Source organism: Streptomyces sp. NPDC031365, assembly GCF_055569765.1.
This window is the reverse complement of the sequence record NZ_JBVIIM010000002.1, coordinates 25,063-45,390: the sequence shown is the minus strand read 5'-3', so window position 1 is coordinate 45,390 and position 20,328 is coordinate 25,063. Positions and strand designations below refer to the sequence as shown.

Sequence of the window (20,328 nt, the reverse complement as noted above, 5' to 3'; positions counted from 1 at the left end):
CGCCGTCAGTGACCCTCTTCCCTCTCGCATCGCTTTGTTGTTTCCCTCCCCCCCCCCCCCCCCCCCCCCCCCCCCCCCCCCCCCCCCCCCCCCGCGGGCGCGCCCCTCACGGGGCGCCCACGCGCCTCAGGCCTCGCGGGTGCCCTCGTACATCTCCTCGATGAGGTGCTTGTACTCGCGCTCCACCACCGGGCGCTTCAGCTTCAGGCTCGGGGTGATCTCGCCGTGCTCGACGTCGAGGTCGCGCGGCAGCAGGCGGAACTTCTTGATGGTCTGCCAGCGCTGCAGGCCCTCGTTGAGCTGCTTGACGTAGCCGTCGACCATCTCGACCGTGACGGGCGCGGCGACGATCTCGGCGTACGGCTTGCCCTCCAGGCCGTTCTCGGCCGCCCAGGCGGTGAGGGCGATCTCGTCGAGGGCGATGAGGGCGGTGCAGTAGTTGCGGTCGGCGCCGTGCACCAGGATGTTGGAGACGTAGGGGCAGACCGCCTTGAACTGGCCCTCGACCTCGGCGGGGGCGATGTACTTGCCGCCGGAGGTCTTGATGAGGTCCTTCTTGCGGTCGGTGATGCGGAGGTAGCCGTCGGCGGACAGCTCGCCGATGTCGCCGGTGTGGAACCAGCCGTCCTCCTCCAGGACCTCGGCGGTCTTGTCGGGCAGGTTGTGGTAGCCCTGCATGATGCCGGGGCCGCGCAGCAGGATCTCGCCGTCGGCGGCGATGCGGACCTCGGTGCCGGGCAGCGGCTTGCCGACGGTGCCGGTGCGGTAGGCCTCGCCGGGGTTGACGAAGGAGGCGGCGGAGGACTCGGTGAGGCCGTACCCCTCCAGGATGTGGATGCCGGCGCCGGAGAAGAAGAAACCGATCTCTGGGGAGAGGGCCGCCGAGCCGGAGACGCAGGCGCGCAGGTTGCCGCCGAAGGCCTCGCGGATCTTGGCGTAGACGAGTTTGTCGGCGACGGCGTGCTTGGCGCGCAGGCCGGCTGGGGCGCTCGCGGTGCCGGTGCGGCGGAAGTTGTCCTGGGTGACCTTGGCGTACTCGCGGGCGACCCCGGCCGCCCACTGGAAGATCTTGTACTTGGCGCCGCCGCCGGCCTTCGCCTTGGCGGCGACGCCGTTGTAGACCTTCTCGAAGATGCGGGGCACCGCCGCCATGTACGTCGGCCGGACCACCGGCAGGTTCTCGATGATCTTGTCGACGCGGCCGTCGACGGCCGTGACGTGGCCGACCTCGATCTGGCCGGAGGTGAGCACCTTGCCGAAGACGTGGGCGAGCGGCAGCCACAGGTACTGCACGTCGTCGCTGTTGACCAGGCCGGTCGAGGCGATCGCCTTGGCCATGTACGACCAGCAGTCGTGCGGCAGGCGGACGCCCTTGGGGCGGCCGGTGGTGCCGGAGGTGTAGATCAGGGTGGCGAGCTGGTCCTTGGTGATCGCCGCGACCCGCTCCTTGATCAGCTCCGGTTCCTTCTGGAGCCGGGCGGCACCGCGCTTCTCCAGTTCGGTGAGGGTGATCACGAAGTCGTCGGTCTCGGCGCCGGCCGGGTCGATGACCACGACGCGGGTGAGTTCGGGCAGCTCGGCGCGCTTCTCCACCGCCTTGGCGGCCTGTTCGGCGTTCTCCGCGATGAGCACCCGGCTCTGGGAGTCGGACAGGATGTAGGCGGACTCGTCGGCGTTGGTCTGCGGGTAGATCGTGGTGGTGGCGGCGCCCGCGCAGAGGATACCGAGGTCGGCCAGGATCCACTCGACGCGGGTCGCGGCGGCCAGGGCCACGCGCTCCTCGGGCTGTACGCCCAGCTCGATCAGGCCGGCGGCGATGGCGTGGACCCGTTCGGCGGTGCCCGCCCAGGTGAACGACTTCCAGTCGTCCGGGCCCTCGCCGGAGGCCGGCGGGACGGGGTAGCGGTAGGCCTCTGCGTCCGGTGTGGCCGCCACACGCTCCAGGAAGAGGGCCGCCACGGTCGGCGGTCGGTTCTCGATCAGTGTCTGTGTGTCGCTCACGACGTCCTCCGGGGCCCGCGACGGTGCGGCTGGCTCAGTGCGGCTGGGGTTTCCTCGCGCCGTTGTTTAACTCGCGAGTAACTATCGAGCACGGACAGAGTAAAGGCCGACCGGCCTCGGCGTAAGGGGCCACGGCCTGTTACTTCGTACAGAGAGCTACCCGACCGACGCGTAGGGCCCGCCGCACCCACGTGCGACGGGCCCCCGTTCCACCCGGATTGCGGAGTAACCCGCGGTCACCCCTGGTTACTTCTTGCCCTTGCCCGATCCCGCGCTGTCGTCGCTGGAGAGGACGGCGATGAAGGCCTCCTGCGGCACCTCCACGGAGCCCACCATCTTCATCCGCTTCTTGCCCTCCTTCTGCTTCTCCAGCAGCTTCCGCTTACGGGAGATGTCACCGCCGTAGCACTTGGCGAGGACGTCCTTGCGGATGGCACGGATGGTCTCGCGGGCGATGACCCGGGAGCCGATGGCGGCCTGGATGGGCACCTCGAAGGCCTGGCGCGGGATGAGCTCGCGCAGCTTGGCGACGAGCCGCACCCCGTACGCGTACGCCGCGTCCTTGTGGGTGATCGCGGAGAACGCGTCCACCTTGTCGCCGTGCAGCAGGATGTCGACCTTGACCAGGCTGGAGGTCTGCTCGCCGGTGGGCTCGTAGTCGAGGGAGGCGTAGCCACGGGTCTTGGACTTCAGCTGGTCGAAGAAGTCGAAGACGATCTCGGCGAGCGGAAGCGTGTAGCGGATCTCCACGCGGTCCTCGGAGAGGTAGTCCATGCCGAGCAGGACGCCGCGCCGGGTCTGGCACAGCTCCATGATCGAGCCGATGAACTCGCTGGGCGCCAGAATGGTGGCGCGCACGACCGGCTCGTACACCTCACTGATCTTGCCCTCGGGGAACTCGCTCGGGTTGGTGACGGTGTGCTCGCTGCCGTCCTCCATGACCACGCGGTAGACCACGTTCGGCGCGGTGGCGATGAGGTCGAGGCCGAACTCGCGCTCGAGGCGCTCGCGGATCACGTCGAGGTGCAGCAGGCCGAGGAAGCCGACGCGGAAGCCGAAGCCGAGGGCGGCGGAGGTCTCCGGCTCGTAGACCAGGGCGGCGTCGTTGAGCTGGAGCTTGTCGAGGGCCTCGCGCAGCTCCGGGTAGTCGGAGCCGTCGAGCGGGTAGAGGCCGGAGAACACCATGGGCTTGGGGTCCTTGTAGCCGCCCAGCGCCTCCTGCGCGCCCTTGTGCTGGCTGGTGACGGTGTCACCGACCTTGGACTGGCGGACGTCCTTCACACCGGTGATGAGGTAGCCCACCTCGCCGACGCCGAGACCGTCGGCGGACAGCATCTCCGGGGAGTTGGTGCCGATCTCCAGCAGCTCGTGGGTGGCGTTGGTGGACATCATCCGGATGCGCTCGCGCTTGTTGAGCTGGCCGTCGATGACACGGACGTACGTGACGACACCGCGGTAGGAGTCGTAGACCGAGTCGAAGATCATCGCGCGGGCGGGGGCGTCCTTGACGCCGACCGGGGCCGGGACGTCGGCGACCACCCGGTCCAGCAGCGCCTCGACGCCCAGACCGGTCTTCGCGGACACCTTGAGCACGTCGTCGGGGTCGCAGCCGACCAGGTTCGCCAGCTCCTCGGCGAACTTCTCCGGCTGCGCGGCCGGCAGGTCGATCTTGTTGAGCACCGGGATGATCGTGAGGTCGTTCTCCATCGCCAGGTACAGGTTGGCGAGGGTCTGGGCCTCGATGCCCTGGGCCGCGTCGACGAGGAGGACGGTGCCCTCACAGGCGGCGAGCGACCGGGACACCTCGTAGGTGAAGTCGACGTGCCCGGGGGTGTCGATCATGTTGAGGATGTGCGTGCTGCCCTTGTCGTCGGTCGGGGCCCACGGCAACCGCACCGCTTGGGACTTGATCGTGATGCCACGCTCGCGCTCGATGTCCATGCGGTCGAGGTACTGAGCGCGCATCTGCCGCTGCTCGACCACTCCGGTCAGCTGGAGCATCCGGTCGGCGAGCGTGGACTTGCCGTGGTCGATATGGGCGATGATGCAGAAGTTGCGGATCAGCGCCGGGTCGGTACGGCTCGGCTCGGGCACATGGCTGGGGATCGCGGGCACGCAGGGTCCTGATTCTTGAGGCGTCCGCATACGTGTGCTGGTGCGTCTGCGGTCTCGGGTCGGATCGATACGTAGCTTCCATGGTCCCACGGGCGCGGACCGGGGACGGGTTTGGGCCACCGAATGGGCCGCTGGTAGTGTGGGGGGCTGTGTCTCATGCCCTCTCGGTGCGAGGCACGTCTTCTGGAAAATCACCCGGTACCGGACCGTGCGGCTCCCGTGCGGCCACGTGCCAGAACCTGTAGAGGCTCATTCGTGGCGAACATCAAGTCCCAGATCAAGCGGAACAAGACCAACGAGAAGGCGCGGCTGCGCAACAAGGCCGTCAAGTCCTCTCTGAAGACCGCGATCCGCAAGGCCCGTGAGGCCGCCGCCGCGGGTGACGCCGAGAAGGCCACCGAGTACCAGCGCGTCGCCGCGCGTCAGCTCGACAAGGCCGTCTCCAAGGGCGTCATCCACAAGAACCAGGCCGCCAACAAGAAGTCGGCGCTGGCTACGAAGGTCGCGGCCGTCAAGGGCTGAACAACCCTTTGATCTGACCGCCGGCGGGAACCAGGGCGGGCCCTCTCTCATCCGCCCCCGGCCGGCACCCCGAGCCCGTACGCGGCCTGCGTTCGCCACGCGGGTACGGGCTCACACGCTTCGTTCCGGAGGCCCCGCCCCCACCCTTCCCCAGGGTCGTGGACGGGGCCTCCGGTTTCACGTCGCCTGCGGCTCCCCACAAAGCGGTGCGGACCCGGTCTCTGGCCAGGCCCAGAAGTCGTTCACCGTGTCGATGTCGGCGACACACTCGTCGAGGTCCGTCATCTTGTCCCCGACGATGCGGAACACGATGCCTCCGTCCTCGTCCAGATGCCTGCCGCCGCGGTCCGCCGTGAGGTGGTGCAGGGTCATGGCGTGTCCCCGGCCGTCGACCAGGACCTGCCGCAGCTCGACGGTGAACGTCCCGTCGGTCTCCTCGCCGAGCCGCCGGTACAGGTCGAGAATCGCGTCCTGTCCCTTGAAGTCACCGGACAGGGCGCCCGTTCCCGGCACATGATGGGTGGCATCCGCCGCCAGTATGCCGCGCAGGCCCTCCATGTCTCCCCGTGTGAAGGCCTCGTAGCCCTTGCGGACGAGCCGTGCGTTCGGGTGTTCAGCCATCGTGCTCGCCACCTCTCCATACCTGGGCGACCTACGGCTGACGCCTCCGATTCTCCTCCTCGAGGACCGGAAAGCGACTTGATCGACCGCTTTCGTCCCCGCCGGCTACGCCCGGCCCCTCGACCGCGCCGCGCGGGCGATGGTGACGACCGCCTTCTCCAGGGCGTACCCCGGGTCGTCGCCGCCGCCCTTGACGCCCGCGTCGGCCTCGGCGACCGCGCGCAGGGCCACGGCCACGCCGTCCGGGGTCCAGCCGCGCATCTGCTGGCGCACCCGGTCGATCTTCCAGGGCGGCATGCCCAGCTCGCGGGCGAGGTCGGCGGGTCTGCCGCCGCGCGCCGACGACAGCTTGCCGATCGCCCGTACGCCCTGGGCCAGGGCGCTGGTGATCAGCACCGGGGCGACCCCGGTCGACAGCGACCAGCGCAGGGCCTCCAGCGCCTCCGCCGTACGTCCCTCGACCGCCCGGTCGGCGACCGTGAAGCTCGATGCCTCGGCCCGCCCGGTGTAGTACCGGCCGACGACCGCCTCGTCGATGGTGCCCTCGACATCCGCGACCAGCTGGGAGACCGCCGAGGCCAGCTCGCGCAGATCGCTGCCGATGGCGTCGACCAGCGCCTGGCACGCCTCCGGGGCGGCCGATCTCCCGGCGGCCCGGAACTCGCCCCGCACGAAGCCCAGCCGGTCCGCCGGCTTGGTCATCTTCAGGCACGCCACCTCCCGCGCCCCCGCCTTGCGCGCCGCGTCGAGCAGTCCCTTGCCTTTGGCGCCCCCCGCGTGCAGCAGGACGAGGGTGATCTCCTCGGCGGGCGCCCCGAGATACGCCTTGACGTCCTTGACCGTGTCGGCCGACAGGTCCTGGGCATTGCGTACGACCACGACCTTGCGCTCCGCGAAGAGCGACGGGCTGGTCAGCTCGGCGAGGGTGCCGGGCTGAAGCTGGTCCGGTGTCAGGTCGCGTACGTCCGTGTCGGCGTCGGAGGCCTTCGCCGCGGCCACCACCTCCTGCACTGCGCGGTCGAGGAGAAGGTCCTCCTGGCCCACGGCGAGCGTCACCGGGGCGAGGGGGTCGTCGGATGCGGTCTTCCTGGCCATCGCGACAAGCATCCCACGCGCCACTGACAGCGCCGCCCGGCGGTCGACCGCCGGCCGGCCGAGGGCTGCTTGGGCTCACGTCATCGGGGTGGGCTCTCAACGGGCCGAGGACCCGTCGGTGGGGCCCACACCCGAGGGCACCGGCGACGCTCCCTACGGCTCCTCCCGCCAGCCGTCCCACCCGGCCACGAACTCGTTCAGCTCGCCGGGGTCCAGCCGCTCCGCCTCGTCCTGCAGGACGACGAGCCACTGCGCGTCCTCCGCGTCGTCCTCACCGGCGAGGGCGTCCCGCACCAGCCGCGGCTCCTCGTCCACGCCGAACCGTTCCCCGAGCGCCTCGGCCACCTCTTCCGCGGCGTCCCGGTCGGGCAGCACCAGCACATGTCGCACATCACTCACACGGCCCATTGTCCGGTACCGCAGGTCAGGCGCTCCGCCCGCTGTCCCGCACCGTCGGCACCGTGTCCAGTGCCATGGCGAAACGGTCTGTGTAGAGCGCGAGTACCTCCTCGCCGAGATGGACGGACAGGTTCTCGAACGGCACGGTCCACAGGTGCCTCAGAAGCAGCTCACGCAGTGCCTCCACGGTGGGCCGGGCGGGCCGTCCGGCGCCCAGACGGCACAGACAGGCGTCCATGGCCGCGGTGTTCATGCCTCAGTGATGCCCTCAGTGATGCCCTCAGTGATGCCCTCAGTGTCGCGCTACGCCCAGTTGTTCGCTGCCGTCCTCTCCACCCGTCACCGCCAGTTCGCCGTCCCGGTCGGTCCGCAGCACCGTCGCTCCCCCGGCGCGCAGCGCGGCTACCGTGCCCGGGGCCGGATGTCCGTAGGTGTTGTCCTCCCCCGTGCTGATCAACGCCAGTCTCGGGGACGCCTGGCGTATGAGGTCGGGGTCCTGGTGGGCCGAGCCGTGGTGGGCGACCTTCAGGACGTCCACGCCGGTCAGTCTCCCGGCCGCCGGTGATCTCGCCAGGGCCCGCTGGGACGGGGGTTCCAGGTCTCCGAGCAGCAGCAGGCGCAGGCCGGCCGTGCGGACCAGCATGGCCACACTGGCGTCGTTCGGGCCTTCCGCCGCCGGGTGGGGGCCGGGTGGCGGCCACACCACCTCCCAGGCCAGGTCTCCCGAGCGCCGGACCTCACCGGCGGCGGCGTGGGTGAGCGGGATGCGCCGGGCGGCCGCGAGCCTCCGTACGAACGCGGCCTGATCCGCGGGTTCTTCGAAGGCCGACGTCCCGATCGCGCCCACCTCCCGTCCGCGCAGTACGCCGGGCAGGCCCGCCACATGGTCGGCATGGAAGTGGGTCAGTAGGACGAGCGGGACCCTGGTGATGTCCAGGGAGCGCAGGCAGCGGTCCACGAGGGCCGGGTCGGGTCCGGCGTCGACGACCACGCCGGAGCCCTCGCCCGCCGCCAGCACCATCGCGTCGCCCTGTCCCACGTCGCACATGACCATCCGCCAGTCCGGCGGCGGCCAGCCCGTGATCACCCGGGCCAGTGGCCTTGGCTGCACCACGAGCAGCGCCAGCAGCAGCGCGCAGGCACCGCACCACCAGGGATGTGCCAGAAGTCGGCGCCCTACGAGAAGCACCGCCAGGGTGACCGCGCCGAGCGCCACCGCTCCGGCCCAGCTGCCGGGCCAGTCCACGCCCGCGCCGGGCAGCGCGGCCCCGGTCCTGGCGACCTGCGCGATCCACTCCGCGGGCCAGCTCGCGCACCAGGCCAGTGCCTTGGCCGCGGGCATCGCGGCCGGTGCCGTGGCCAGGGCCAGGAAACCCAGCACGGTGGCCGGCGCGAGCGCGAACTCCGCGAGCAGGTTGCACGGGATCGCCACCAGACTCACCCGCGCCGCCAGCACGGCGACCACCGGTGCGCAGAGTGCCTGGGCGGCACCCGCGGCGGCCAGTGCCTCCGCGACTCGCGGCGGCATCCCGCGCCGGCGCAGTCCCGTGCTCCAGCGCGGAGCCACGGTGAGCAGCGCGCCGGTGGCCAGCACGGAGAGGAGGAAGCCGTAGCTGCGGGCCAGCCAGGGGTCGTAGAGCACCAGGAGCAGGACGGCCGTCGCCAGCGCCGGGATCAGCGATCTGCGGCGGCCGGTGGCGAGCGCGAGCAGGGCGACCGATCCGCAGGCTGCGGCCCGCAGCACACTGGGATCGGGCCGGCACACGACGACGAACGCGAGGGAGAGCACCGCGCCCAGCAGCGCCGTGGTCCGCAGGGAGATGCCGAGGCGGGGAGCGAGTCCGCGGCGCTCGGTCCTTTGCGCCAGTCCGGGCGGGCCCAGGAGCAGGGCGAGGAGGATGGTGAAGTTGGCGCCGGAGACGGCGAGTGTGTGCGTGAGGTCGGTCTCCCTGAACGCCTCGTCCAGGTCCGGGGTGATCCTCGCGGTGTCGCCCACGACCAGTCCGGGCAGCAGCGCCCGCGCGTCCGCCGGCAGTCCGTCGGTCGCCTCCCGCAGTCCGGCCCGCAGCCGGCCGGCCAGCCGCTGCGGGCCCGAGGGCCCGCCCACGGTCTCCGGCCCGTCGCGGCCCTCCAGGCGCAGTACCGCCGCGAACCGGTCGCCGCCCGCCATCGCCGGAGCGAGCCGTGCCTCCACCCGTAGGCGGGTGGACGGGAGCAGACCGAGCCACGGGGAGTCCCGGTCTGCCGGTCCGGGCGCGGTTCGCCCGGCCGGGTGCGTCTCGACGATCAGCAGTACGGGTGCCCTGGTCGTCTCCTCCTCTCCCCCGGCCCGTTCCACGCGCCGCACATCGGCCTCGATCAGCACGGACGCCGGAGCCAGGTGGTTGCCGCTGACCCTGGGACGCGTGAGCCGGGGGTCGGCGGTGATCACGGCCTCCGCGGTGACCCGGGCGTACTCCCGCGCCAGCGCGGGCACGGGGCCACGCCGCAGGTCCGCGCCGTGCAGACCGGCCGATCCCGCGGCGGCGGCGACGCAGAGCAGCGCGGCGGCGGCGGCGTGGGCGGTGCGTGCCCGGTCTGTCCGGCGGCTCCGCGTCACGACGATCACGCCCGCCGCCAGCAGGGTGGTGAGCACGGCGCCCGCGACCAGGGTGGGGGGCGCGTGCAGCATCACCGCCGCTGTTGCCCACGCGGCCAGGGCGGGCGGGACCAGCCGGAGGTCCGGCGGTCCCTCCTGCCTCGGATGTGCGGCACCGAGCCGCCTCCCGGAGGCGGCGTGGACGGGCCGACGGGTGGTGGTGGGCGCAGCCGTGTCCGTCATCGCGTCGCTCACGGCCGTACGAGGTGGCGGAGGTCCGCGAAGCGGCGGTCGCCGATGCCGTTGACCTCGCGCAGTTCGTCGACGGAGCGGAAGCCACCGTTGCGGGTGCGGTGGTCGACGATGTGCTGGGCCAGCACGGGGCCGACGCCGGGGAGGCTGTCGAGCTGGTCCAGGGTGGCGGTGTTGAGGGACACCGGTGCGGTGGGGGCGGCTGTCGCCGCCGTGCCGGGAGCGGCACCGGAGGCCACGCCGGCGGGTGGCGGGCCTCCTACGACCACCTGTTCGCCGTCGACGAGGAAACGGGCGCGGTTCAGGGTCTCGGTCTTGGTGCCGGGCCGTACTCCGCCCGCCGCGCGCAGGGCGTCCTCGACTCGTGAGCCGGCCGGCAGACGGTGGATCCCGGGCTGCCGCACGGTGCCGCTGACGTCGACCACGATCCCAGGAGCCGCCGAACCGGCGGCCCGCGACGCGTCGGCCGGTGCGTCCGGCGGCGGGCCGTCCACCCCGTCCGCCTGCTTCCCCTGGGGGACCGCCGCCCGTACCACCTCAGGGGCCCGGACCGGCTGGGTCCGGCCCGCCCAGAAGTGCTGCGCGGCGAATCCGACGGCGACCACGAGCAGCACCGACAGCGCGACCGCGCTCCGTCGCTCCAGACCGCATCGCGTCTGCACCCACAGCGGCAGGCGCTCCCGTAACGCGGGCCCCACCCGCTGCCGGCGCCGCGCCGACGGAGGCCCCGGCTCGGGCACCCCGTCGGGTGTCTCCCGGTCGACGTGCCCCTCCGCGCCGGCCACGCGCCCGCCGGTGCCCGCCGAGGGGTGATCCACGTCCGCCGCCCCGTCCGCGGCGGCCCGACCTCCCGGACGCGCCGGGCCGTTCGCCCGCACCGCGCGGTCCACCACGGCGGCGCGCATGAGAACGGCCGGGTGTCCCGGCGTGGACGAACGGGCCATCGCCCTACGGCGGTCCAGCGGCGCGGGGTCCGCAGGGGTCCTGCGGCCGGCCTCCGCGCAGCGGTCCGGGCCGGAGCGGTCCGCACCCCGCAGGTGCTCCGGCGCGGTCGGCCGGGCCGCACCGGATGCCCACCCGGTGGCCGTCGAACGGTTCACGGCCGCCAACGCGTCGGTCTCGCCACCGAGGCCCGCTTCGTCCGCCGCTCCCGCCGCCCAGCTCGGCACCCGCCTGGCGCCTCGGCCGGCGGCCCGGGCGGACCCCGCTCCGGCACCGCAGGCGCCGCCCTCATCGCAGGCACCGCCCTCAGCGCCGTCGCTGCTGTCGCTGCTGTCGCTGCTGTCGCCGAACAGTGCCTCCGCCCGTCGCCGGAGCTCCTCTGCCGAGGCGTGGTGGTCCCGGGAGCGGTACCCGTGTCGTCCCCGGGGTCGGGGCCCGCCGGCGCTGCGGTGGCGGGCGCGGCTGTCGGACCCCGGGCCGCGCCCCGGGCCGCTGGTCGGTGTCGCTGTGCGTGAGCGTGATCGGAGTGCCATGCGAGGAGGATCCGGCACATCACCCCATCCGCGATGATCTTGCTCGGTTTCCGGGGATGACCGCCCGGTTGTGGACAACTCCGTCACCCGTACGAGCGCACCGGCCTCACCGGGCCGAGACCACAACCCCCAGCAGTCCGGGCCCCGTATGCGCCCCGATCACCGCGCCCACCTCGCTGACATGCAGGTCGGCCAGTCCCGGCAGCCGGGTCCGCAGGCGCTCCGCGAGCGCCGTCGCGCGCTCCTGGGCGGCGAGATGGTGGACGGCGATGTCGACCTTGGCGCTGCCCGCCCGATCGGCGGCGATCTCCTCGAGGCGGGCGATCGCCTTGGACGCGGTACGGACCTTCTCCAGCGGTTCGATCCGGCCGCCCGCCAGCTGGAGCAGCGGCTTGACCGCGAGCGCCGAGCCCAGCAGGGCCTGCGCGGCGCCGATCCGGCCGCCGCGGCGCAGATAGTCGAGGGTGTCGACGTAGAAGTAGGCAGAGGTGCCCGCTGCCCGTTTCTCCGCGGCCGTGACCGCCTCGTCGACCGTGCCGCCCGCCTCGGCGGTCTCCGCCGCCGCCAGCGCGCAGAACCCGAGCGCCATCGCGATCATGCCGGTGTCCACGACCCGCACCGGCACCGGCGCCTGCCGGGCGGCGACGACCGCCGCGTCGTAGGTGCCGGAGAGCTCGGCGGACAGGTGCAGGGAGACGATGCCGGTCGCACCCGATGCGGCGACCCTGCGGTAGGTCTCGGCGAACACCTCGGGGCCGGGCCGTGACGTCGTCACCGGGCGCCGCTTCTGCAAAGCCAGGGCGAGGGACCGGGTGGAGATCTCGGTGCCTTCTTCGAGGGCTCGGTCGCCGAGGACCACGGTCAGGGGTACCGCCGTGATGCGGTGCCGCTCCATCGTCGGGGCCGGAAGGTAGGCCGTTGAATCAGTGACGATCGCGACATGGCGGGACATGAGCTGGAGGTTACCTGGCGTAGTGCCCGTGCGGCAGCCCGGCCCCGCGGGCCGTGTCCGGCCGTGGCCGGATCATGCGGCTCAAGTGGTGCTCTCGGGGCGGGGCTTCTTCTGCCAGGGGTAGGCGGGACGGGGTGCGGGCGGGTCGAGGGCGGGCCGCGCGGACTCCTGCTCCGGCTTCCGCTCGGAGGTGGGCTCCGGGGTTCCGGGCCAGGTCTGGCCGGGTGCCTGGGCGCCGGCGGCGGGGGCCTCGGGCCAGCGCGGGGGCGCGGGCTGCTGTTCCGTCGTGGTCCAGTGCCGCAGGGCACCGGTCTCCATGTCGATCTGCTCGCTCAGGGAGTCCAGGTCGTCGCCCGCGAAGCGGTGGGCGCGGTCGCGGGCCGCCCAGCGCAGGGAGTCCGCGGAGCGTGTGATGCGCTCGGTGCGCTCGCGCAGTTCCGGCAGCCGCGCGGTGAGGGTGGTGCGGTCCGGTTCGGACTCCAGGCGCCTGAGTTCGCCGTCCAGTTCATGGCCGTGCGCGCTCAGGCGCTGGAAGAGGCCGAGGGATTCCCTGATGGACTCGTCCTCGGCGACGGCGGACTCGAGCGCGTCCTGGGTGGCCCGCATGGAGGTGCGCAGCCCCAGCCGGAGCTGGGCGATCTCACCGGCCGGGCCGGGCTGGACGAGGGACTTGGCCCTCAGGGCGTGGTCCTCGACCGTGCGGCGGGCCTGGGTGATGTGGCGGTCGGCACTGCGCTTGGCGGCGCCGACGACCTTCACCGTGGCGTAGACGCCGAACACCACCAAGAGCACGAAGAGCAGGGCGACCACTGCGAACACCGCTTCCACGAGGCTCCTCCTCCGGGCTCTTCGGCCAGTACCGGCACACTCCGCGCCGCTCTTCAACGGTAAACGCAACGGGCAGGTCAGGAGTTCCGCCAGAACCCCGAACCTGCCCGTAGGGGTCTACCCCGAGCCCCGGACGCTCACCTCACGCGGGAACGATGTTGACCAGCTTCGGCGCCCGCACGATCACCTTGCGGATTCCGGCCCCGTCCAGCGCCGCGACGACCCTCTCGTCGGCCAGCGCGACCTTCTCCAGCTCGTCCTCGGCGATGCCCGGGGGCACCTCCAGCCGCGCCTTGACCTTGCCCTTGATCTGCACGACGCAGGTCACGGTCTCGTCGACCACGTACGCCGGGTCGGCCACCGGGAAGTCCCGGTGCACCACCGAATCCGCGTGACCCAGCTTGCGCCACAGCTCCTCGGCGATGTGCGGGGCCAGCGGAGCGGCCAGCAGCACCAGGGACTCCGCGACCGGACGCGGCAGTGCTCCGCCCGCCCGTCGCCCGCCACCACCTTCGGCCGAGGGGCCTGCGGCACCGCCCCCATATCGCTTGGTCAGGTAGTTGTTCAGCTCGGTGACCTTGGCGATGGCGGTGTTGAAGCGCATGCCCTCCAGGTCGCCGCGCACGCCGTCGATGGCCTTGTGCAGGGCGCGCAGGGTGTCCTCGTCGACCTCCTGGGTGTCGACGACGGTCGCCTGGCCGGACACCTCGTCGACGACGTTGCGCCACATTCGCTGCAGCAGCCGGAACTGGCCGACCACCGCGCGGGTGTCCCACGGCCGCGACACGTCCAGCGGGCCCATGGCCATCTCGTACAGACGCAGCGTGTCGGCCCCGTACTCGGCGCAGATCTCGTCCGGAGTGACCGCGTTCTTCAGGGACTTGCCCATCTTGCCCAGCAGCCGGGAGACCTTCTCGCCCTGGTACCAGTAGCCGCCGTCGCGCTCCTCCACCTCGGCGGCCGGTACGGCGATACCCCTGCTGTCGCGGTAGACGTAGGCCTGGATCATGCCCTGGTTGAACAGCTTGTGGAACGGCTCCGCGGAGGACACGTACCCCAGGTCGTACAGCACCTTGGACCAGAAGCGGGCGTACAGCAGGTGCAGTACGGCGTGCTCGGCGCCGCCCACGTACAGGTCGACGCCGCCGTGCGGCATGCCCTCGCGCGGGCCCATCCAGTACTGCTCGACCTCCGGGTCGACCAGCTTCTCGGAGTTGTGCGGATCCAGATACCGCAGCTCGTACCAGCAGGAACCGGCCCAGTTGGGCATGGTGTTGGTCTCGCGGCGGTACGGGCGCGGACCGCGGCCGTCACCCAGGTCCAGGGTGACGTTGACCCAGTCCTGGTTGCGCGACAGCGGCGTCTCGGGCTGGGTGTCGGCGTCGTCCGGGTCGAAGGTGCGCGGGCTGTAGTCCTCGACCTCGGGCAGTTCCAGCGGCAGCATCGACTCGGGCAGGGCGTGGGCGATGCCGTCCTCGTCGTAGACGATCGGGAAGGGCTCGCCCCAGTAGCGCTGGCGACTGAACAGCCAGTCGCGCAGGCGGAAGTTGACGGTGCCCTCGCCGCTGCCCTCGCGCTCCAGCCACTCGATGATGCGGGTCTTGGCCTCGGCGACGCCCAGGCCGTCCAGGGAGACCTGGTCGTTCGACGAGTCGATGATCTTCGCGTCGTAGGAGGCGAAGGCGTTCTCCCAGGTCGAGGTGTCCGTCCCGCGGCCGTCGGTCGGTTCGACGATGCAGCGGATCGGCAGCTCGAAGGCGCGCGCGAACTCGAAGTCGCGCTGGTCACCGGCCGGTACGGCCATGATCGCGCCGGTCCCGTAGCCCATCAGGACGTAGTCGGCGATGAAGACGGGGACCTGCTCGCCGTTGACCGGGTTGGTGGCGTACGCGCCGATGAAGACCCCGGTCTTGTCCTTGGCCTCGGCCTGCCGCTCGACGTCGGACTTCGAGGCGGCCTGCGCGCGGTACGCGGCGACGGCCTCGGCCGGGGTCGCGTGGCCGCCGGTCCACACCTCGTGGGTGCCCTCGGGCCAGGCCGCCGGGGTGAACTTCTCGACCAGCGGGTGCTCGGGCGCCAGCACCATGTAGGTGGCGCCGAACAGGGTGTCGGGGCGGGTGGTGAAGACGGTGATGTTCTCGCCGTCGATGGGGAAGTCGACGCGGGCGCCCTCGGAGCGGCCGATCCAGTTGCGCTGCTGCAGCTTGATGGCCTCGGGCCAGTCCAGGGCGTCCAGGTCGTCGAGCAGGCGGTCGGCGTAGGCGGTGATGCGCATGTTCCACTGGCGCAGCTTCGCCTTGAAGACGGGGAAGTTGCCGCGCTCGGAGCGGCCGTCGGCGGTGACCTCCTCGTTGGCCAGCACGGTGCCCAGGCCGGGGCACCAGTTGACCGGCGCGTCGGAGGCGTAGGCCAGGCGGTGGTCGCCCAGCACGTCGGCGCGCTCGGCCTCGTTCAGCTCATCCCAGGACCGGCCCCCGGGCAGCGCGCGCTCACCGGATTCGAACCGCTCGACCAGCTCGGAGATCGGACGGGCACGCTTCGCCTCGTCGTCGTACCAGGAGTTGAAGATCTGCAGGAAGATCCACTGGGTCCACTTGTAGTAGTCCGGGTCGATGGTGGCGAACGACCGGCGCTTGTCGTGGCCCAGGCCCAGCCGGCGCAGCTGGGACTTCATGTTCTCCATGTTGGCCTCGGTGGACACGCGCGGGTGCGTGCCGGTCTGCACGGCGTACTGCTCGGCGGGCAGGCCGAAGGCGTCGAAGCCCAGGGTGTGCAGGACGTTGTGCCCGGTCATGCGCTGGAAGCGGGCGAAGACGTCGGTGGCGATGTAGCCCAGGGGGTGACCGACGTGCAGGCCGGCTCCCGAGGGGTAGGGGAACATGTCCATGATGAACTTCTTGGGCCGGGCGGCCAGCTCCGCGTCGCCGGCCAGGTCACCCTTGGGGTTGGGCGCGGCGTACGTCCCCTCGGCATCCCAGAAGTCCTGCCAGCGTGCCTCGATCTCGGCCGCCAGGGCGGCCGTGTAGCGGTGCGGCGCGGCCTCCGCGGCTGCGGTGGCAGCGGGGTTCGTCTCGCTCATGATCCTCAATGCTCCATCGATCGTCTCTGCCTGCTGCTGCGGCTCCGGCGGAAATGAAAAATCCCCTCACACAGGAGGGGACGCCGCGCCGATTCCGGCCTGCCGGTCACCGGCGGTCGGGACTGATCAGCGCGGCTCGCTAAGCAGAAGGCGTACGGCACGCATGGCGCCAGGGTACCGCAGCCGCCGATCGCACCGCGACGCGCTTTCACGTCACGTTGACTCACGGTCAGAGTTACTCCGCGTAACAGCTACTAAAGGACATTACAACAGCCGCATTGTCTTTTGATAACAGCGCAATAACTCAAACCTCGTACTGATCGGTACGACGAGGCCTAGAGTGCGGCAGCGGGACCGCTTTACCGAACCGTTCGGAGTTGCCCCCATGAACCCTCGTCCAGACAGCAGCCCACCCCCCGCTCGGGGCCGGTCGGCTGCGGCTCCGTCGTGCCCGCTCCGCGTCGTGACGTCGGGAGGTAGGTCGTGAGGCCGGACGACAGCACGGCGGACGACTGGTTCGCCGAGTTCCTCAACTTCGGCGTGGGCGTCCTGTCGCTCGTGTGCCTCACCTGCTCGGTGATCTGGGGACTCGTCGCCCAGGACCGGATCCTGCTCGGCCCCCGCCAGCGGATCCTGGCGCAGGCGGTGCACCGCACCACCGCGGTCGCCTCGATCGCCTTCCTGCTGGTGCACATAGGCATCAAACTGGCCCTGGACCACACCACGTGGATCGCCGCGGTGATCCCCTTCGGGCTGGCCCTCACCGATGACGAGGCCGTCACCGGCAGGGCCTTCCTCATCGGGCTCGGCACCCTCGCCGGCATGCTGATGATCTTCGTGGGCATCACCGGCGTACTGCGCAACCGCTTCGCCTCCCCGGCCCCGGTCGCTGCGCGCTGGCGGGCGATGCACATGCTGGCCTACCCGGCCTGGTGCGCGGCGCTGGTACACGGCCTCTACGCGGGTCGAGCGGCCAAGCCGATCTTCCTCATCCTCTACGGGCTGTCCGTGCTCGGCGTCACGGCGGCGCTCGTGCTGCGCGCCTCCCCGCGCCCCGTCAAGCGCAGAGTCGCCGACCGGCTCACCGCACTGTTCGACACCTCCGACCAGCGGGATCGTGAGCAGCTCGAGGAAAGCAGGGCCGCCCGGGCGGCCGAGTCCGCCCTGCCCGGATACGACGGCGGACGCGGCTCCGCGCGGAACGAGCGGCCCCCGCGCGCCGAACGCCCGCTGTACGAGACCGCCGAGCGTGCCCCCGCCCCGGAACCGGTGAACGGCTTCGCGGCCGCCTACCGTGCGGTCTCCGCGCCCGTCCAGCCACCGGGACAGATGCCCCTCGGCGACGCGACCGCCCGCATGGAGCTGCCGCTGGATCTGCAGCCCACGGAGGCCTTCCCGCGCATGGAGGGCCCCTCCAGCACCTCGGGCAACTGGCCGATCCCGTCCCCGCCACCGGTCGGCGAGGCCCCGCCCTCGGCGTACGACCCGCTCAACGACACCGGATACAACATCCCGGCCTATGACAATTCGGTCGGCTCCGGCTTCGGTTCGAGTGATGTGTACGACACCGGTGAGACGAACGGCCTCTACGGCACGTACAACCCGAGTGACACGTACAACAGCGGTCCCGCCAATGAACCACTCCCCGGTGCGTCGCCCTCGTCGTCCTACGACTTCGACGCACCGGGTTCGGGCGAACCTTGGAACACGCCCTCCGGAGGCTTTAAGTGAACGAGGCTCTGCCCGACGTACCCGAAGTCCGCGTGGTCGGCCTTCCCCAGCTCACGTCGGGCTTCGACCTTGTCGACCGGCTCGATCTGCCCATGCACCTCAAGGTGCACGGGCCGCTCGAGCCCCTGGGCGGTGAGCAGCTCGCGCAGCTCGCCGAACGCATCAACCTCAGGGGCCGCGGCGGCGCGGGCTTCCCCTTCCACAAGAAGCTGCGCTCGGTCGCCGAAACGGCGATCAAGCGCGGCGTCCGGCCGGTCGTCGTCGTCAACGGCAGCGAGGACGAGCCGGCCTGCCGCAAGGACACGGTGCTGATCAACCGTGCCCCGCATCTCATCCTGGACGGCGCGCTGCTGTGCGCCGAGGCCATGGGGGCCCGCACGCTCGTGGTGGGGGTCACCCGGGAGTCCACCCAGCGCTCCATGGAGGCCGCGCTCGCGGAACGCGGTCTGAACAACGGCCGCCGCTCTGCCCTGCGCGCCCGCGTGCAGCGCAACCCGGTCCGCATGGTCACCGGCGCCGCGGCCTCACTGATCCGCTCCATCGACGGCGGCCCGGCGATCCCGCCGGGCCGCAAGACCAGCGCCTCGAAGAACGGCGTCGGCGGCGCGCCCACTTTGCTGTCCAACGCCGAGACCTTCGCCCAGCTCGCCATCGCCGCCCGCATCGGCCCGGAGCGCTACTGCAACACCGGCCTGTACGACGAGCCGGGCACCGTGATGCTCACGGTGTCCGGGGCGGTGGCCCGCCCCATGGTCGTCGAGGTGCCGACGGGCGTGCCGCTGCGCTACATCCTCCAGCTCGCCGGCGCGCCCCCGGCGCCGCAGGGGGTGCTGACGGGCGGCTACCACGGCAAGTGGATCGACGCGGCGACCGTCAACGAGGCGATCGTCTCCCGCATCTCCCTGGACGCGGTGGGTGGTTCGCTCGGTGCCGGCGCGATTCTGCCGATCAGTCAGGACACCTGCCCGCTGGGCGAGTCACTGCGGGTCGCCCAGTGGCTCGCGGAGGAGAGCGCGGGCCAGTGCGGCCCCTGCTATCTGGGACTGCCGGCCGCGGCGCGCGGCCTGGAGGACATTCTCAACGGCGGCGGTCCCGCCGCTCTGGAGGCGGTCAAGCAGGTCGCCAGGAACGTGAAGCGGCGCGGCGCGTGTTCGCATCCGGACGGCTCCGCGATGTTCCTGGAGTCGACCGTCAAGGCGTTCACCGACGACCTCGCCGCCCATGTCCTCGGCAACGGCTGCGGACGGCCCGTGGCGGGCGTGCTGCCGCTCTTCGAGGGAGGCAGGGCCCCTACGGGCATCCCCGGCGGCGGCGGGGAGGAGAACGGCCCCAGCCGCCAGAAGATCTACGTCGACTGGACGCTGTGCCGGGGGCACGGACTGTGCGCGGACATCCTCCCGGAGGTCTTCCAGCTCGGCGCGGACGGCTTCCCGACGGTGGCTCAGGCGCAGGTGCCGCGCTTCGCGGAGGCCAAGGCGCTGCGCGCGGTGCGCCGCTGCCCGGCGCTGGCCCTGCGCATCGAGGACGAGACGCCCCAGGCCAAGGCACCGTCCCGCAATCTGCCGGTGCTCTCCCAGGGGCGCGGCCGACGGGCTCTCGGCCGCTGACGGGACCGATCCGTCGAGGCGGACGCCCCGAACGGTGTCCTGCCGGCCCACGGGCTCCCCACCGGCCGACGGGCTCCCCACCACCGGTGCGTTCACAACAAGCGAGGGCGGGCCATCCGTTCGGATGGCCCGCCCTCGACTTCTGTGGAGCTAAGGAGAATTGAACTCCTGACCTCCTGCATGCCATGCAGGCGCTCTACCAACTGAGCTATAGCCCCTTACCTCGCTCCGCCCGGTTTCCCCGGCGGCGACGCCAACTTTACACGGTTGACCCGGTCCAACACCAAATCCGTTTCGCTTCGCTCGACCGTGTCCGAAATGCCCCGATCAGGGTCACGCGGTCACGAACGAATAGAAGCGCTTGAGTGTGCAGTGCTCTTCCAGCAGCCGCCCGTAGATCGGCTCTCCCTCGAGTTCGCGGTAGGTCTCGATGGGGTCGCCTTTTATGATCAGCGCCCGCGCGCACTCCTCGCACCAGTACTGGTAGTCGGGATTGATCGGCTCCATGTCACGGACGATGGGCGTGCCGCTGCCGCACCAGTCGCACTTCCGCCTGTGTGCACCCATCGATCAGCTCCAGCTGTGGCCGCAGGCCGTGCACACGTAGGAGATCCCTCCGTTGTCCCCGAGCACCTGGGCGACATGCGCGGAACCGCAGGAAGGGCAGCCGAGCCGGGTCGAGGTCCGTCGGGTCGACACCGCTCCGAGGAGGTGGTCGACCCCCTCGAGGATGCTCCCTGGCATCACAACTCCCTCCCGTCGGGCCGCGCCCCCTTCGGTCGTTTGATTCTGCCACGACCGGGCCAATACGGTCAGCGACGCCGTGGTACCGGTCGGGACACGGCTCGACGCCTCGCAGAGGTATACGCCTGAGGGGGCCGTCCTGCTCATCGGCGGACAATGAAAAAACCCGCCTCCTTGAAGGGAGGCGGGATCTTCGTCATGTGGAGCTAAGGAGAATTGAACTCCTGACCTCCTGCATGCCATGCAGGCGCTCTACCAACTGAGCTATAGCCCCTGGTTGCCACGCGGTGCGGCTTCCCGGTGTCGCGCCCCGCTCGGCGGGGCGAACA

The 20,328-nt window shown here is 71.4% G+C and carries 15 protein-coding genes, 2 tRNA genes and 1 pseudogene; 3 read left to right on the top strand and 15 right to left on the bottom strand.

Annotated features, from left to right (window positions below):
- Nucleotides 1-126: 126 nt before the first annotated feature.
- Both ACZ5C2_RS02890 and lepA read right to left on the bottom strand, forming a co-directional pair.
- Nucleotides 127-2,001, bottom strand: a complete 1,875-nt coding sequence (locus ACZ5C2_RS02890) for an AMP-dependent synthetase/ligase (protein WP_468785856.1) — start codon at nt 1,999-2,001, stop codon at nt 127-129.
- Nucleotides 2,002-2,247: 246 nt separating this feature from the next.
- The gene (lepA, locus tag ACZ5C2_RS02885; protein WP_468785854.1) at nt 2,248-4,116 is read right to left on the bottom strand and encodes a translation elongation factor 4; all 1,869 of its coding nucleotides are present in this window, start codon (nt 4,114-4,116) and stop codon (nt 2,248-2,250) included.
- A 255-nt stretch (nt 4,117-4,371) separates the two neighbouring features.
- On the opposite strand from lepA, the gene rpsT reads away from it, so the two are divergent.
- Nucleotides 4,372-4,638: a 30S ribosomal protein S20 gene (gene rpsT / locus ACZ5C2_RS02880; RefSeq protein WP_468785852.1), complete on the top strand. Its 267-nt coding sequence runs from the start codon at nt 4,372-4,374 to the stop codon at nt 4,636-4,638.
- A 177-nt stretch (nt 4,639-4,815) separates the two neighbouring features.
- Here the strand turns inward: rpsT and ACZ5C2_RS02875 are convergent, their stop codons facing one another.
- The 9 genes and pseudogenes from ACZ5C2_RS02875 to leuS all read right to left on the bottom strand — a co-directional run bounded on the left by ACZ5C2_RS02875 (nt 4,816) and on the right by leuS (nt 15,917).
- Complete coding sequence (locus ACZ5C2_RS02875; protein ID WP_468785850.1) at nt 4,816-5,259, bottom strand: nuclear transport factor 2 family protein; 444 nt, start codon at nt 5,257-5,259, stop codon at nt 4,816-4,818.
- Between the two features lie 105 nt (nt 5,260-5,364).
- Nucleotides 5,365-6,354, bottom strand: a complete 990-nt coding sequence (holA, locus tag ACZ5C2_RS02870; protein WP_468785848.1) for a DNA polymerase III subunit delta — start codon at nt 6,352-6,354, stop codon at nt 5,365-5,367.
- A 153-nt stretch (nt 6,355-6,507) separates the two neighbouring features.
- Entirely contained in the window at nt 6,508-6,753 is a 246-nt protein-coding gene (locus tag ACZ5C2_RS02865) for a hypothetical protein (protein ID WP_468785846.1), read from the bottom strand.
- A gap of 100 nt (nt 6,754-6,853) precedes the next feature.
- A pseudogene (locus tag ACZ5C2_RS02860) lies at nt 6,854-7,006 on the bottom strand (arylamine N-acetyltransferase); the annotation flags it as partial.
- 39 nt (nt 7,007-7,045) lie between these two features.
- Nucleotides 7,046-9,574, bottom strand: a complete 2,529-nt coding sequence (locus ACZ5C2_RS02855) for a ComEC/Rec2 family competence protein (RefSeq protein ID WP_468785844.1) — start codon at nt 9,572-9,574, stop codon at nt 7,046-7,048.
- A gap of 8 nt (nt 9,575-9,582) precedes the next feature.
- Nucleotides 9,583-10,323, bottom strand: a complete 741-nt coding sequence (locus tag ACZ5C2_RS02850; protein WP_468786680.1) for a ComEA family DNA-binding protein — start codon at nt 10,321-10,323, stop codon at nt 9,583-9,585.
- Between the two features lie 841 nt (nt 10,324-11,164).
- On the bottom strand, nt 11,165-12,010 hold the full coding sequence (locus ACZ5C2_RS02845; RefSeq protein WP_468785842.1) for a DegV family protein: 846 nt from the start codon (nt 12,008-12,010) through the stop codon (nt 11,165-11,167).
- An 81-nt stretch (nt 12,011-12,091) separates the two neighbouring features.
- Nucleotides 12,092-12,838, bottom strand: a complete 747-nt coding sequence (locus tag ACZ5C2_RS02840; RefSeq protein WP_468785840.1) for a hypothetical protein — start codon at nt 12,836-12,838, stop codon at nt 12,092-12,094.
- 142 nt (nt 12,839-12,980) lie between these two features.
- Nucleotides 12,981-15,917, bottom strand: a complete 2,937-nt coding sequence (gene leuS / locus ACZ5C2_RS02835) for a leucine--tRNA ligase (RefSeq protein ID WP_468785838.1) — start codon at nt 15,915-15,917, stop codon at nt 12,981-12,983.
- A gap of 483 nt (nt 15,918-16,400) precedes the next feature.
- On the opposite strand from leuS, the gene ACZ5C2_RS02830 reads away from it, so the two are divergent.
- The gene (locus ACZ5C2_RS02830) at nt 16,401-17,648 is read left to right on the top strand and encodes a cytochrome b/b6 domain-containing protein (protein ID WP_468785836.1); all 1,248 of its coding nucleotides are present in this window, start codon (nt 16,401-16,403) and stop codon (nt 17,646-17,648) included.
- A complete protein-coding gene (locus ACZ5C2_RS02825) occupies nt 17,645-19,255 on the top strand; it encodes an NADH-ubiquinone oxidoreductase-F iron-sulfur binding region domain-containing protein (RefSeq protein WP_468785834.1) in 1,611 nt (536 codons plus the stop codon). Before ACZ5C2_RS02830 ends, ACZ5C2_RS02825 begins: the two co-directional genes overlap by 4 nt.
- A gap of 145 nt (nt 19,256-19,400) precedes the next feature.
- On the opposite strand, the gene ACZ5C2_RS02820 is transcribed toward ACZ5C2_RS02825, so the two are convergent.
- The 4 genes from ACZ5C2_RS02820 to ACZ5C2_RS02805 form a co-directional block, all read right to left on the bottom strand.
- Nucleotides 19,401-19,473 (bottom strand) — tRNA-Ala (locus ACZ5C2_RS02820).
- A gap of 115 nt (nt 19,474-19,588) precedes the next feature.
- Nucleotides 19,589-19,822, bottom strand: a complete 234-nt coding sequence (locus ACZ5C2_RS02815; protein WP_006136074.1) for a hypothetical protein — start codon at nt 19,820-19,822, stop codon at nt 19,589-19,591.
- Between the two features lie 3 nt (nt 19,823-19,825).
- A complete protein-coding gene (locus ACZ5C2_RS02810; RefSeq protein WP_468785832.1) occupies nt 19,826-19,999 on the bottom strand; it encodes a hypothetical protein in 174 nt (57 codons plus the stop codon).
- A gap of 201 nt (nt 20,000-20,200) precedes the next feature.
- Nucleotides 20,201-20,273, bottom strand: a tRNA-Ala gene (locus ACZ5C2_RS02805).
- Nucleotides 20,274-20,328: the final 55 nt, after the last annotated feature.

Coding starts and splice junctions, on each gene's coding strand:
- ACZ5C2_RS02810 (WP_468785832.1), bottom strand. CDS start 19,999: ATGCCAGGGAGCATCCTCGAGGGGGTCGACCACCTCCTCGGAGCGGTG.
- ACZ5C2_RS02815 (WP_006136074.1), bottom strand. CDS start 19,822: ATGGGTGCACACAGGCGGAAGTGCGACTGGTGCGGCAGCGGCACGCCC.
- holA (WP_468785848.1), bottom strand. CDS start 6,354: ATGGCCAGGAAGACCGCATCCGACGACCCCCTCGCCCCGGTGACGCTC.
- ACZ5C2_RS02845 (WP_468785842.1), bottom strand. CDS start 12,010: ATGTCCCGCCATGTCGCGATCGTCACTGATTCAACGGCCTACCTTCCG.
- leuS (WP_468785838.1), bottom strand. CDS start 15,917: ATGAGCGAGACGAACCCCGCTGCCACCGCAGCCGCGGAGGCCGCGCCG.
- ACZ5C2_RS02855 (WP_468785844.1), bottom strand. CDS start 9,574: ATGACGGACACGGCTGCGCCCACCACCACCCGTCGGCCCGTCCACGCC.
- ACZ5C2_RS02875 (WP_468785850.1), bottom strand. CDS start 5,259: ATGGCTGAACACCCGAACGCACGGCTCGTCCGCAAGGGCTACGAGGCC.